The sequence below is a fragment of the Pseudomonas sp. K2I15 genome, assembly GCF_002204795.1.
Taxonomy (GTDB): Bacteria; Pseudomonadota; Gammaproteobacteria; order Pseudomonadales; family Pseudomonadaceae; genus Aquipseudomonas.
In genome coordinates this window covers 1-13,636 of sequence record NZ_NIXO01000032.1, presented here as the reverse complement: position 1 = coordinate 13,636, position 13,636 = coordinate 1, and the positions used below count along the sequence as shown (strand labels likewise).

The window sequence follows — 13,636 nt, the reverse complement described above, 5'->3', positions numbered from 1 at the left end:
ATCCGTTATTTGGGTGATGGCCGCTATGGGTTCCGCTCTTACAGCGGCTCACTTTTGAAAAGCGCAAAAGTAAGCAAAACGCTCTTGCCCCACCACTCGGCACCTCGCTTAGGCTCGGTGTGCCCTCTCTCCGGTATTACTACGCGGGCCGCCGCGACGGGGCGTCCCTGCCCCGTCGCGGCTAAACCGGCGTCCTGCCGGTTTACCCGCTCCGTACTACCTGCGTTCGGCCAGCGTGGTTTAACGGGGCGCCTAAGATCAAGATCAAGATCAAAAGCAACAGCACAGCGGCCTACAGGCCGGCTTGAGTGGTGTAGAGCAAAAGCAAAATCAAAAGCTAAAGCGGGCACGGTCCAAATGTGGGAGCGGGCTTGCTCGCGAAGGTCGTTAACGATGACGCGGGCATTCTGAATGAACGCGCCGTTCTCGGGTTTTTCGCGAGCAAGCCCGCTCCCACAGAAAAGCAGCTCTGCTTTCGCTCTGGATCTGGCCCTTGCTTCTAACACTCAAGCCGGCCGGTAGGCCGCTGTGCTGTTGCTTTTGATCTTGATCTGACTGCCCCATTCAGCCCGAGGCCGAACGTAGGTATTGAGGAGCGGGTAAACCGGCAGGACGCCGGTTTACCCGCGACGGGCCAGGGACAGGCCGTCGCGGCGGCCCGCTTCGCGATACCGGAGTGAGGGTACGCCGAGCCTAAGCGAGGCGCCGACAGGCGGGGCAGAGCGTTTTGGTTACTTTGCCGCTTTTGCAAAGTGACTCGCTGTAAGAGCGAAACCAATAGCAGCCGTTACCGCAGGAATGGATATGTACTCGACCGACAGACCAAGGACCAACTCATGTTCAACAAAATCCTGATCGCCAACCGTGGCGAAATCGCCTGCCGTATCCAGCGCACCGCCCAAGCCCTGGGCTATCGCACCGTAGCGGTCTACAGCGACCCCGACGCCAACGCCCTGCACGTCCAAATCGCCGACGAAGCCGTTAACATCGGCCCCGCCCCAGTCAACCAGTCCTACCTCAACATCGAGGCCATCCTGGAAGCGGCTCACCTTACAGGCGCCGACGCCATCCACCCCGGCTACGGCTTCCTCTCCGAAAACCCCGACTTCGCCCGAGCCTGCGCCAAAGCAGGCCTGACCTTCATCGGCCCCAGCCCCGAAGCCATCGAATTGATGGGCAGCAAACGCCTCTCAAAAATCGCCATGCTCAACGCCGGCGTCCCCTGCATCAAAGGCTACCAAGGCCCCGACCAGGACGACCAAACCCTGCAACAACAAGCCACCCACATCGGCTACCCACTGATGATCAAAGCCAGCGCCGGCGGTGGCGGTCGTGGCATGCGCCTGGTGCACAGCGCCGACACCCTGCTGGAACACCTGCGCACCGCCCGCTCCGAAGCACAAAACGCCTTCGGCAGCGCCGAACTGATCCTCGAACAAGCCCTGATCGACCCACGCCACGTCGAAATCCAACTGTTCGGCGACACCCACGGCAACCTGATCTACCTCGGCGAACGCGACTGCTCCATCCAGCGCCGCCATCAAAAAGTCATCGAAGAAGCCCCCTGCCCCGTCATGACCCTTGAGCTGCGCCAGGCCATGGGCGAAGCCGCACTCAAGGCCGCCCGTGCAGTCAATTACGTCGGCGCCGGCACGGTCGAATTCCTGCTCGACCGCAACGGCAACTTCTACTTCCTGGAAATGAACACCCGCCTCCAGGTCGAACACCCCGTCACCGAACTGATCACCGGCCTCGACCTCGTCGCCTGGCAACTGCACATCGCCGCCGGCCAGCCCCTGCCCTTGAGTCAGGAACAAGTAACCCTCAACGGCCACGCCATGGAAGTGCGCCTGTACGCCGAAGACCCGTCCCAAGGCTTCCTGCCGCAAACCGGCGACGTGCTGCGCTGGGAGCCCTCGGCCGGTGTGCGCATCGACCACGGCGTATTCGAAGGCCAACACATCACCCCGTTCTACGACCCGATGTTGGGCAAAATCATCGCCCACGGCGCCACCCGTGAAGAGGCCAGGCGCAAGTTAGTCAGGGCCGTGGAAGACTGCCTGCTGCTCGGCGTATCCACCAACCAGCGCCTGCTGGCCAGCCTGCTCAAGCATCCCCAATTCATCGCCGCCGATTTCAGCACCGGCTTTATTGCCGAACACTTCAGCGACATCGCCCGCACCAACGCCACCAACGATGAACTGGCCCTGGCCACCGCCCTGTTTTATCAACACAGCGCCAACGCTCATCCACAACCGTTATCCGGCTGGCGCAACAACGCCAGCGTGCCGTGGACCTGGCAATTGGCCGAACAGGATGAGTCCCGGGCAATCAGCCTCAGTGTGCTGGCAGACAATTGCCTGCAAGTCGAGATTGACCGGCACGCCATCGAAATACGCGACCTCACCACCGACGGACGCTGGGCCATAGCCGTCGTCAACGGCATCCGTCGCCGTATCGCCTATCACCTGCAGGGCACCCAACTCTGGCTGCCCGGCGCGTACCTCACTAACCAAACCCAAGCCGTTGCCACCCGCCAGGCCGAAGCCAGCAACGGCACGGTCAAGGCGCCGATGGATGGGGCGATTGTGGAGGTACGGGTCAGCGAAGGTGATTCGGTCAGCAAGGGCCAGCTGTTGCTGGTGCTGGAGGCGATGAAAATGGAGCACCCACTGAAGGCAGGCATGAGCGGCGTGGTCAAGCGAATCCAGGCGGTTGCGGGAGATCAGGTCAGGAACCGTCAGATTTTGCTGGAGATCGAGTAACCCCTGGGCGGAACTAGCAGGCTTGGCTACGCTCTATCCCCATCAGGACGGGAAGAGTACGGGAACCTGCGATGCCTCATTGGCTGATTATTGATCTTGAAGCCACAACGGATGAAGGCGGCTGGCCCGTGACCGAGATGGAAATCATCGAAATCGGCGTGAGCCTGGTCAACCGTCAGGGCCGTGAACTGGACCATTTCCAGCGTTTTGTGCGGCCATTGCGCAGGCCGTTGCTGACGCCGTTCTGCCGCCAGTTGACCCACATCACCCAGGCGAATATCGATGCTGCCGCGCCGTTGATTGACGTGTGGCCGCTGTTCGAACGCTGGCTCGGTCAACACCAGGCCCGCCTGGAAGGCTGGGCGAGTTGGGGCGACTACGACCGCCAGCAACTGGAGCTGGAGTGGCAGCGCCATGGCTTGAGCAGCGTGCTGGGCCAGACGCCCCACGTGAACCTCAAGCAACGCTTCGCCAAGGCCCGGCGCCTGGACAAGCCGCTGGGGCTCAACGGCGCACTGCAACTGGCGGGCATGCAGTTCCATGGCCAGCAGCACCGGGCGCTGGAAGATGCGCGCAATACCGCACGGCTGCTGCCGTTGATTTTGCCCGTGTAGAAGGCATACTGGCCGACCTTTCTTGACCCTTTTCCGAGGATTCGCCCATGTTTAAAGTCAACGAGTACTTCGACGGCACTGTCAAGTCGATCGCTTTCGGCACTGCAGAAGGTCCGGCGACCATCGGCGTCATGGCCCCGGGTGAATACGAATTCGGCACCGCCCAGCGCGAAATCATGCACGTGGTGTCGGGCGCACTGACCGTCAAGCTGCCAGACAGCACTGACTGGGAAGCCTTCGAAGCCGGCAGCCAGTTCAACGTACCCGCCAACAGCAAGTTCCAGCTGAAAGTGGCAGTCGACACGGCCTACCTGTGCGAATACCGCGGCTAAACTTTTCGCTGAACCAAAAAAATGCCCGTCTCTTGCAAGACGGGCATTTTTTATTTCAAGGCTGCTTACTCCAGGATCGTCACCGGCATGCCGACTTCCAGGCGGCCTACACCATCGTTGACCAGGTTCTGACCGAACATCACATCGCCCTCTTGCTCACGGTATGTCTTGAGCGTGGCCAGTGGTTCGCGGTCGGCACTGCGCTCGCCGCTCGCCGGGTCGATCGTGGTGAGGATGCAGCGTGAGCAGGACTTGACCACGCGAAACTCCACGTCGCCAATCCGCACCCGCTTCCAGCCGTCCTCGGCAAAGGCTTCGCTGCCCTCAATCACCAGGTTGGGACGAAAACGCAGCATCTCCATGGGGCGACCAATGCGTTGCGACAGGTCATCCAGCGATGCCTGGCCGATCAGCAGCAACGGAAAACCATCGGCAAACGCGACCTTGTCATCATCCTTGCCATAACCGGCCTCGGTGGTACGCGCCCGCGCCAGCGGTACTTGCACCAGCCGCGTGGGCTTGCCGATGAACTCGCTGAGCCAGGCGCCCGCTTCATCACCGGCATCCGGCACGCGCAAGGTGTCGCGCCAGATGGTCACGCCGCGCAATTCGGCATCGCTGCCGGGCAGTGACACGTCGATGGCCGGCTGCCCTTCGGCGCTCAAGGTCAAACCACCGGCGCCGTTCCATAGCGCCGACAACTGGCTCATTTTGGCCACGGCGCGCTGGGTCAGGAACCGCCCGCTGGCTTCGTCCACCAGCATCCAGCGGCGATCCCCGTCGAGCCCGAGCGTATCCAGGCCGATCTGCTGCAAGGGTTCACCCTTGCCAGACTTCAAGGGGTATCGGTACAACGCGCTGAGACGAAGCATGGGCCTGCATTCCTGATGGGCAAAGCCGTCACCCTAAGCTCAAGCCGGAACTTCGTCCAGCATCAGGCGCTGACGAACCACGTCCACCAATTTGTCGGGCTGGAACTTGGAGAGGAAGTTGTCGCAACCGACCTTCTTCACCATCGAGTCGTTGAAGCTGCCGGACAACGAAGTGTGCAATACCACATAGAGGCTACGCAGGCGTGGGTCGTTGCGAATCTCGGTGGTCAGGCGGTAGCCGTCCATCTCGGGCATTTCGGCGTCGGTGAAGATCATCAACAGTTTGTCGGTCATCACCTGGCCGCTGTCGGCCCAACCCTTGAGCATGTTCAGGGCCTTGAGGCCGTCGCTGGCAATATGCATTTTCACCCCCAGTTGGCCGAGGGTATCGCGCAGTTGCGAGAGGGCCACGTTGGAGTCATCCACCAGCAGCACTTCGCGGCCACGGGCGCGCTCCAGCACTGGGTCTTCGAGTTTCTCGCGAGAGACCTTGGCGTTGTAGGGCACAATTTCGGCGAGGACTTTTTCCACGTCGATGATTTCCACCAACTGATCGTCGACCTTGCTGATGGCCGTCAGGTAATGCTGGCGCCCGGCACTGGCCGGTGGTGGCAGGATCGCCTCCCAGTTCATGTTGACGATGCGGTCGACGCCGCCCACCAGGAACGCCTGCACCGAACGGTTGTACTCGGTGACGATAATGGTGCTGTTGGGCCCCGGAATCAGCGGGCGCATGCCAATAGCCTGGGACAGGTCGATCACCGGCAACGTCTGGCCACGCAGGTTGACCACGCCGCAGACAAACGGATGGCGCTGGGGCATCAGGGTCAATTTGGGCAGTTGCAGCACTTCCTGCACCTTGAACACGTTGATCGCGAACAGCTGTCGCCCGGCCAGGCGAAACATGAGGATCTCCAGGCGATTCTCGCCCACCAATTGTGTGCGTTGATCTACCGTGTCGAGAATGCCGGCCATTAAAGACTCCTGGGGTAAGCGGATGGATATTGCTGGTCACTAAAAGAGGTTATCGGCCGTAAACGCCGGACCTTGACCCCACTAAAATGCCATGCAAATCCATTGATGTCACACTGACATCATGCTTAACTGAGCCAGCTTCAACGCAAGGCCCCTCCCCACCACCGCGCGACCACTAAGTGACCGCGAGGTTCCCTCATGTAAGGGATTCCCCTATCCACAATCAGGACCAACCTGATATTCGCGATATCTAATAGCCATTAATGTGACGCCATTCTCATTGCATGAATGGAGTCAGGCTTTTGTTTGCTACCGCAAGCCCACGGCCCACGGGTCGCCCAAAGACTTACGTCTTGGCAACGGAAGAAGTTGTGCGAATAACCCTGGAGATTGTGGGGAGCTCGGGCGAGCCCGGTCATCATTCAAATAAAAGGCCTACTGAAAAGTCGGAAGCGACCTACAGATCTTCGTCATATTTCAGCGGTACTTTTAAGCCATTGACCCAGTGCGACATCTCATTATCCGACCGTATGTTGTGGAGACTTGCATGATGAACGACGGCAAAGAGTGGCAACTTGCACTTCCCGAGTTCCTCCTTGAGGCGCAAATGCTGCTGGACAAATCCCAGGAGTGCCTGAATCACCTGCATTTGATCCGCAACGACAGTGACGCTGTCGACTGCATGAAAAACAGCCTGATCAAGCTTGCGGAGAAGTCAGACGCCCTTGCCCTGCGCGCCATTGGCGAGTTTTCCCGGCATGTGCAGTACCTGATCAGCAATGCTGCCAGCCCGCTGCAATTGCATGACGAGGCGCTGGACGCCCTGAATGCCTGCCTGACATTGCTGGCCTGGCAACTTGAATTGATCGACGCCAAAACCGGAAAACTTGGCCTGGATGAAACGGAACAAACCGTGTTGATTGCCACTGTCGTCCAACACATCCCGCAAAGCGATTTTGGCTATAAGCAACAGCACCGCATGCCTTACGCGATTTGAGTATCCTTTGCATTTAATCGACAAAAATGTCGCATTCAATGACCGACTTATCCAGAAACGACAGCCACAACTAATCATGCATTACGTCGTCGTTAGCAGAAAAATATCAATAAGCCACTAACGACAATACCGATACAAAACAACTTCAATGATACAACTCCCCCACTCTTTGAACTCCGGGACTACCTCCCGGGGCGCTGCCATGATTAATAATCCTCATCAAGCTCGGCGCCAGGCGACCAACGGTAATAGTGGTGGTACCATGCCCCGCTCGAAGTGACTCAACTTCATGATGCATATAAACGTGAAATGCGCCTCCTATGTACGCCAGCCTGAAGTCACTCATCGCAAGGTCCGTGTCCCGAAGCAATGCACGCTGGATGACCCTCGCGCTATGCCTGTGCTCGTGCCTGTTCAGCCTGTGGGCTTATACGCGCTCGGCCGATCTCCCTTTAGCCCTGTTGTTATTGAACCTGGCCACCCTGCTGGTGGTAGGCCTGCAACAGTGGCGCTCACGCAAGTCCATCAAGTTCCAGCCCCAGGAATTGGCCGATCGCTTGTTGCAGGTGCAGGAAAACGAACGTCATCGCCTGAGCCGCGAACTGCACGACGATATCGGCCAACTGTTGACCGCCGCCAAGTTGCAAAGTGAATGGCTCAAGCGCCGCCTGCCAGAAGACTTGCAGGGCCATTGTGCGGTGCTGTGCAACACCCTGAACGAAACCCTGGCCAAGGTGCAGGACGTGTCCGCCATTCTCAACCCCCGGCAACTGGCGAGCCTGGGGCTGGAGGCGAGCCTGCGGGCGCACCTGCTCAAGACCCTGGAAAACACTCGGGTGAGCTGGAGCCTGGAATGCCATCAACGGCTGACCGGTATCCCGGAAGAGATGGCCGTCGCCGCGTTTCGGATTACCCAGGAAGCCGTTACCAATATGCTGCGCCATGCCCAGGCACGTAACCTGCTGGTGCGCCTGCAACGCCTGCCTGAAGGCCTGTCGCTGTTTATCAGTGATGACGGCCAGGGCTTTTCGCCCGCTATCAACCCCGCCCTGGAAGGCCAACGGGGCATGGCCGGGATGTCCGAACGGATTGATCAACTGGGCGGCACATTGTCCGTCAATAGCCAGCCAGGCTTTGGGACACGGATCGAAGCGCTTTTCCCCTGGGCGCCCCGTGCCCTCGAACGGGCCAACCCCAATAAGGTTCTAGAGTGACGTGCAACTTACTCCTGGTGGATGACCACTCCCTGATCAGGGCTGGCGTGCGTGCGCTGGTCATGGATATTCCCGGCTACGCAGTCGTCGGCGAAGCCAGCGATGGCGCCCAGTTGCTGGAGCGCTTCGACGCGCTGCAACCCGACATCGTGCTGCTTGACCTGTCGATGAAACACACCGGCGGGCTCGACGCGTTGAAGGCCCTCAAGCGCGCCTATCCGAAGAGCAAAGTGCTGATCCTGTCGATGCACACCGACCCGGAACTGATCATGTGCGCCCTGGAGTCCGGCGCCCATGGCTACCTGCTCAAGGACACCACCGCCAATGAGCTGGAACACGCGTTGCTGGCCTTGAGCAACAACGAACGCTATCTGAGCCCGGCCATCGCCCACACCGTGATCAACCAGGCGCTGGTGCGCAATCAGGCCCAGGCCAACCCGCCGCCCCACAGCCACAACCTGACGGCACGCCAGCTGGAAATCCTGCGTTTGATCGTGCGCGGCAAGTCCACCCGGGAAATCGCCAATGGCCTGGGCTTGAGCATCAAGACCGTGGAAGCCCATCGCTCGCAGATCATGAAGCGCCTGCAGATTTTCGACGTGGCGGGCCTGGTGTTGTTCGCGGTGCGCGAACAGATCATCAGCCTGGACGATTAGTCAGCAACGGCGAATCCACCGGCAAATGCACCCGCAGCGCCTGGGGCAAGGCCGAGAAATGCAGGTCGTCACCCTGCAGCGGCTCGCCATCCAGGTTGATCGCCAGCCCCTCGGCGACTTTGATTTCGACCCACGGCAAACGCGCACGCACAAACATATTGTCCAGGCCCCAGCCGTCCGTCATCAGGTTACGCAGGGTGCCGACCACTTCCTGCGGCGCCGGCAAAATGCTGATATCCAGCAAACCATCATCGGCCAGCGCACCGGGGCACAGCACATGGCCGCCGCCGGCCTGGCGCCCGTTGCCGATACCCAAGGCCAGCAACTCGCCGCGCCAGTGAAAGTCGGGGCCCTGCAATTCACCGTAGGCCGCGCGCAACTCACTGAAGCGTGACAGGCCGGTAAACAGATACGCCGCGCCACCGAGGACCTTCTTCAGGTCTTCAGACGTATTGGCAGTAACCTGGCTGCCAAAACCACCGGTGGCCATATTAAGGAAGATCTGGCCGCCCACCTCGCCCAGGTCGATGGCGCGGGCCGCCACATCCAGCAGCTCCAGGGCCTGCTCGGGCTCCAGTGGCACGCCGGCGGCGCGGGCAAAATCGTTGGCGGTGCCGAGGGGCATCAACACCAGGCTGGCCTCTGTCTTGGCCCGGGCCATGGCCTCGGCCACATCCCGCAGCGTGCCATCCCCACCACCGGCAATTATCCGCGTATAGCCATCGGCCAGGGCCTGATCGACAAACCGCTGGGCATCGCCGCCTTCCCACGTCACCCGCACGGCCAAGTCCCAGCCCTGGTCGCGCTTGCCCTGCACCGCCGCCCGCACCTGCTCGTTGAGGGCTTGCTTGCCGTGCAGAATCAACAGTGCCTTGGGTGTGCTCATGGATGGATGCTCCTGGGTTTAAAGGTTCCTGAGGGATGTTGACCGTGGCCAATCGAAAAAAAGCCATTGGGTGTAGAAATTAATCGGGGTTTGTCGCGTTTCTGACACTGATCAACTCGCACTTCGCTAAATCGACCTAGACTTGTAACCACTCCCACCCGACAAGGCCGTCGCCCCATGATCACCCTGTCCGCCTTCCACTCCATGCTCATCCCCATCCTGACCGGCATGATCCTCCTGGCCATCGGCTTCAACTTTCGTGACAAAAACCTCGGTGTGTTCGGCATGTGGATCGGCATGCTGCTGATCCTCGGCACCGTGATTTACAAGATCCTCGCCAAACTCGCTGAATGACAATCTCACTCGCATTGAACATGACGGCCTCGTACACTCGGCAAATTCGTCGTTTTTAAGGTTGACCGCCTCGTGCTTGCCCGTCTGTTTGCCCTGCCCTGTTGCCTGTTTATCTGCCTGCTGACCCTGCTGCCCATGACGCCTGCCCACGCCGTGAGCCTGCCGGGCCTGCTGGGCAGCAGCACCAAAACCCAACCGCAAGCCGACGTCCCGTTGGGCCAGTCCCTGGACGAGGTGATCAAGACCCTGGAAAACGACCAGCAGCGCACCAAGCTGCTGAGCGACCTGAAAAAGCTCCGGGAAACCACGCAAAAAGCCCAGCCCGCCGCCGAACAGGGTGTGCTCGGTTTGATCGGTGGCACCCTGTCCAGCCTGGAGCAACAGTTCACCGGTGCCGACAGCCCGATCAATCGATGGTCCAGCGAGTTCGACCAGGCCAAGGATGAACTGCGGGCACTGATGCTGCCGGCCAGTGAGTGGCTGCCGATCATCTTTGCCTTTGCCATGATCCTGATGCTCTGGAGCCTGCTGGCCGCCGTGTTGATCTGGCTCAGCCACCGGGTGCGCGAGCGCTTCGGCCTGACCGAAGAACTGCCCCAACACCCCAAGACCTGGGACCTGCTGCGCTTTGCCCTGCGCAAGCTAGGGCCATGGCTGATCGCGTTGGTGATCACGGTCTACATGAGTTACGTGTTGCCCTCGTCCCTCGGCAAATCCCTGGCGATGGTGCTGGCCTACGCGCTGGTGGTGGGCACGTGCTTCTCGGCGATCTGCGTCGTTGCGTTTTCCGTGCTCGACGGCCCGCACCGCCACCGCGCGCTTTACATCCTGCGGCACCAGGCCTTCCGGCCGTTGTGGCTGATCGGCAGCTTTGCCGCCTTTGGTGAAGCTGTCAGCGACCCGCGCCTGGCCGAGAGCCTGGGCCAGCACCTGTCCCATGTCGCCGCGACCATCGCCAATGTCATGGCCGCGCTGTCCACCGGCGTGTTCATCCTGCGTTTCCGCCGGCCCATTGCGCACCTCATCCGCAACCAGCCGCTGTCCCGCCGCCTGACCCGCCGCGCCCTGAGCGACACCATCGAAATCGTTGGCACCTTCTGGTACCTCCCGGCATTGCTGCTGGTGGGCATCTCGCTATTCGCCACCTTCGTCTCCGCCGGAGACACCAGCACCGCCCTGCGCCAATCGTTGTTGTGCACAGTGTTGCTGGTGTTGTGCATGGTGATCAACGGCCTGGTGCGGCGCCATTCCCTCAAGCCCCAGCGTGGGCACAAGCGCCATGCGCTGTACTCCGAGCGCCTGAAAAGCTTCGTCTACACCCTCGCCCACCTGGTGGTGTGGCTGGTGTTTATCGAACTGGGCCTGCGGGTCTGGGGCCTGTCGCTGATCCGCTTTACCGAAGGCGACGGCCATGAAATCAGCGTCAAGCTGTTCGGGCTCGCCGGTACGTTACTGTTCGCCTGGTTGATCTGGATCCTCAGCGACACCGCCATCCACCACGCCCTGACCCGTTCGCGCAAAGGCCTGGCCAATGCGCGTGCGCAGACGATGATGCCACTGATTCGCAACGTGCTGTTCGTGACCATCTTCATCATCGCCGCCATCGTCGCCCTGGCGAACATGGGCATGAACGTCACGCCACTGCTAGCCGGTGCCGGTGTGATCGGTTTGGCCATCGGTTTTGGTGCGCAGTCGCTGGTGGCGGATTTGATCACCGGCCTGTTCATCATTATCGAAGACTCCCTGGCGATTGATGACTACGTGGATGTCGGCGGTCACCTGGGCACGGTCGAGGGCCTGACCATCCGCACGGTGCGCCTGCGGGACATCGACGGCATCGTGCACACGATTCCGTTCAGTGAAATCAAAAGCATCAAGAACTACTCCCGGGAATTCGGCTACGCGATCTTCCGGGTGGCGATTCCGTACAACATGGAAATCGACGACGCCATCAAGCTGATGCGCGATGTCGGGCAGAAGATGCGCAACGACCCGTTGCAGCGGCGCAACATCTGGTCGCCGCTGGAGATTCAGGGTGTAGAAAGTTTCGAGTCCGGCAGTGCGATTCTTCGCGCCCGCTTCAAGACCGCGCCGATCAAGCAGTGGGAGGTTTCGCGGGCGTTCAACTTGTCGCTCAAGCGTCACCTGGATGAGGCCGGGCTGGACCTGGCCACCCCGCGCTTGAGCGTGCAAGTGGTGACGGCGGCGGGAGGCGTGCAGGAGAAAGAATAAGCGCTGCCCGGACGACGTCAGGATCAACAACAATAATCATGGAGAAGTCCTTATGCGTTTAACCGGTCTTACACATCAATGGGTACTCGGCCTGCTGTGCGGTGTCGCCAGCAGCGCGGTCATCGCCGCCAGCAGCGGCCAGGACAGTGCCCGTGAAGAAATCGCCGCCCAGGCGAAAGTACTGGAACCGGCCTTGCTGGAAACCCGGCGCGACATCCACGCCCATCCTGAACTGGGCAACACAGAACATCGCACCGCGGAGCTTGTAGCCAAGCAACTGCGGGAGATGGGGCTTGAGGTCAAGACCGGCGTCGCCCGCACGGGCGTAGTCGCGGTGCTCAAAGGCGCCCTGCCCGGCCCGACCGTTGCCTTGCGCGCCGACATGGATGCGCTGCCGGTCAAGGAAGTTTCCGGCCTGCCCTTCGCCTCGAAGGCCAAGGGTGTACCTCGATAAAGAAGTCGACGTGATGCACGCCTGTGGCCACGACGCCCACACTGCCATCTTGCTGAGCACGGCGAAAATCCTGACCGGTATGCGTGATCGTCTGCCTGGGACCGTGGTGTTTTACTTCCAGCCTGCCGAAGAGGGCCCTAGCGATTTTATCCCCGATGGTAAAAACACCTGGGGCGCGAAGATGATGGTGCAGGAAGGGGTGATGAAGTCGCCCAAGCCGGACGCGGTGTTTGGCCTTCATGTTTGGGCTGGTGTGCCTGCGGGGCAGATCGCGTATCGGCCGGGGCCTACCCTGGCTAGCTCGGATGACCTGCGGATCAAGATCCTGGGCAAGCAGACGCACGCCGGGCGGCCGTGGGACGGGATCGATCCGATTACTGTCGGGGCGCAGACCATTGTGGGGCTGCAGACGGTGGTCAGCCGGCGTACCGATATCTCGTCGTTTCCGGCGGTGGTGAGTATTGGCACCATCAACGGTGGTACGCGGTACAACATCATTCCTGAGTCGGTGGATATGAGTGGGACCATTCGCTCCTACGATTATGGTATTCGCCAGAAACTGCATGCGGATGTGCGCCAGACCGTGGAGAAGATCGCCGAGAGTGGTGGGGCCAAGGCTGAGGTTACGATCATTGAGAAGTACGATCCGACCATTAATAACCCGGCGCTGACTGAGAAGATGCTGCCGAGTTTGCGTTGGGCGGCGAATGGCGATGTGGTCAACGCCCCGTTGGTGGGTGGGGCTGAGGACTTCTCGTTTTATGCCAAGGAAGCGCCGGGGTTGTTTGTGTTTTTGGGGGTGACGCCGAGGGATCAGGATATGAGCAAGGCGGCGCCGAATCATAATCCGGGGTTCTTTGTGGATGAGTCGGCGTTGGTGGTTGGGGTTCGGACGTTGGCATCGTTGGCGACTGATTATTTGTATGCCAATGCGGCGGATTGAGGGGGCATATCCGTTATTTGGGTGATGGCTGATATGGGTTCCGCTCTTACAGCGGGTCACTTTTGAACAGCGCAAAAGTAAGCAAAACGCTCTTGCCCCACCACTCGGCACCTCGCCTAGGCTCGGTGTGCCCTCTCTCCGGTATTACTACGCGGGCCGCCGCGACGGGGCGTCCCTGCCCCGTCGCGGCTAAACCGGCGTCCTGCCGGTTTACCCGCTCCGTACTACCTGCGTTCGGCCAGCGTGGTTTAACGGGGCGCCTAAGATCAAGATCAAAAGCAGATCAACAGCACAGCGGCCTACCGGCCGGCTTGAGTGGTGTAGATCAAAAGCAAAATCAAA

General features: G+C 60.4%; 10 protein-coding genes and 2 pseudogenes. 9 read left to right on the top strand and 3 right to left on the bottom strand.

Annotated features, from left to right (window positions below; all coding sequences use genetic code 11):
• The first annotated feature begins 836 nt into the window (after positions 1-836).
• The 3 genes from CEC48_RS18990 (at position 837) to CEC48_RS18980 (ending at position 3,711) form a co-directional block, all read left to right on the top strand.
• Complete coding sequence (locus CEC48_RS18990) at positions 837-2,765, top strand: acetyl/propionyl/methylcrotonyl-CoA carboxylase subunit alpha (RefSeq protein ID WP_088425134.1); 1,929 nt, start codon at positions 837-839, stop codon at positions 2,763-2,765.
• Positions 2,766-2,836: 71 nt separating this feature from the next.
• The gene (locus tag CEC48_RS18985) at positions 2,837-3,379 is read left to right on the top strand and encodes an exonuclease domain-containing protein (protein WP_088425133.1); all 543 of its coding nucleotides are present in this window, start codon (positions 2,837-2,839) and stop codon (positions 3,377-3,379) included.
• Positions 3,380-3,426: 47 nt separating this feature from the next.
• On the top strand, positions 3,427-3,711 hold the full coding sequence (locus CEC48_RS18980; RefSeq protein WP_088425132.1) for a pyrimidine/purine nucleoside phosphorylase: 285 nt from the start codon (positions 3,427-3,429) through the stop codon (positions 3,709-3,711).
• Between the two features lie 65 nt (positions 3,712-3,776).
• On the opposite strand, the gene CEC48_RS18975 is transcribed toward CEC48_RS18980, so the two are convergent.
• Positions 3,777-4,583, bottom strand: a complete 807-nt coding sequence (locus tag CEC48_RS18975) for an MOSC domain-containing protein (protein ID WP_088425131.1) — start codon at positions 4,581-4,583, stop codon at positions 3,777-3,779.
• A 39-nt stretch (positions 4,584-4,622) separates the two neighbouring features.
• Positions 4,623-5,558 (bottom strand): chemotaxis protein CheV, encoded by a 936-nt coding sequence (locus CEC48_RS18970; RefSeq protein ID WP_088425130.1) that lies wholly within the window; start codon positions 5,556-5,558, stop codon positions 4,623-4,625.
• A 550-nt stretch (positions 5,559-6,108) separates the two neighbouring features.
• Here CEC48_RS18970 and CEC48_RS18965 point away from each other — a divergent pair.
• From CEC48_RS18965 to CEC48_RS18955, 3 genes are all read left to right on the top strand, one after another.
• Positions 6,109-6,555, top strand: coding sequence for a hypothetical protein (locus CEC48_RS18965; protein ID WP_088425176.1), 447 nt, complete (start codon positions 6,109-6,111; stop codon positions 6,553-6,555).
• A gap of 320 nt (positions 6,556-6,875) precedes the next feature.
• Positions 6,876-7,769: a sensor histidine kinase gene (locus CEC48_RS18960; RefSeq protein ID WP_088425129.1), complete on the top strand. Its 894-nt coding sequence runs from the start codon at positions 6,876-6,878 to the stop codon at positions 7,767-7,769.
• The gene (locus CEC48_RS18955) at positions 7,766-8,425 is read left to right on the top strand and encodes a response regulator transcription factor (protein ID WP_088425175.1); all 660 of its coding nucleotides are present in this window, start codon (positions 7,766-7,768) and stop codon (positions 8,423-8,425) included. The genes CEC48_RS18960 and CEC48_RS18955 overlap by 4 nt, the downstream gene beginning before the upstream one ends.
• On the opposite strand, the pseudogene yegS reads toward CEC48_RS18955, so the two are convergent.
• Positions 8,387-9,311: pseudogene (gene yegS, locus CEC48_RS18950) on the bottom strand (lipid kinase YegS); the annotation flags it as partial. The gene CEC48_RS18955 and the pseudogene yegS sit on opposite strands and share 39 nt — an antisense overlap.
• A gap of 177 nt (positions 9,312-9,488) precedes the next feature.
• Between yegS and CEC48_RS31600 the strand changes: the two are divergent.
• The 3 genes and pseudogenes from CEC48_RS31600 (at position 9,489) to CEC48_RS18940 (ending at position 13,294) form a co-directional block, all read left to right on the top strand.
• Entirely contained in the window at positions 9,489-9,665 is a 177-nt protein-coding gene (locus tag CEC48_RS31600; RefSeq protein ID WP_176438735.1) for a hypothetical protein, read from the top strand.
• Between the two features lie 72 nt (positions 9,666-9,737).
• The gene (locus CEC48_RS18945; RefSeq protein ID WP_088425128.1) at positions 9,738-11,897 is read left to right on the top strand and encodes a mechanosensitive ion channel family protein; all 2,160 of its coding nucleotides are present in this window, start codon (positions 9,738-9,740) and stop codon (positions 11,895-11,897) included.
• Positions 11,898-11,949: 52 nt separating this feature from the next.
• Positions 11,950-13,294 (top strand): annotated as a pseudogene (locus CEC48_RS18940) (amidohydrolase).
• Positions 13,295-13,636: the final 342 nt, after the last annotated feature.

Coding starts and splice junctions, on each gene's coding strand:
- CEC48_RS18990 (WP_088425134.1), top strand. CDS start 837: ATGTTCAACAAAATCCTGATCGCCAACCGTGGCGAAATCGCCTGCCGT.
- CEC48_RS18960 (WP_088425129.1), top strand. CDS start 6,876: ATGTACGCCAGCCTGAAGTCACTCATCGCAAGGTCCGTGTCCCGAAGC.
- CEC48_RS18970 (WP_088425130.1), bottom strand. CDS start 5,558: ATGGCCGGCATTCTCGACACGGTAGATCAACGCACACAATTGGTGGGC.
- CEC48_RS18975 (WP_088425131.1), bottom strand. CDS start 4,583: ATGCTTCGTCTCAGCGCGTTGTACCGATACCCCTTGAAGTCTGGCAAG.
- CEC48_RS31600 (WP_176438735.1), top strand. CDS start 9,489: ATGATCACCCTGTCCGCCTTCCACTCCATGCTCATCCCCATCCTGACC.
- CEC48_RS18965 (WP_088425176.1), top strand. CDS start 6,109: ATGAACGACGGCAAAGAGTGGCAACTTGCACTTCCCGAGTTCCTCCTT.
- CEC48_RS18980 (WP_088425132.1), top strand. CDS start 3,427: ATGTTTAAAGTCAACGAGTACTTCGACGGCACTGTCAAGTCGATCGCT.
- CEC48_RS18985 (WP_088425133.1), top strand. CDS start 2,837: ATGCCTCATTGGCTGATTATTGATCTTGAAGCCACAACGGATGAAGGC.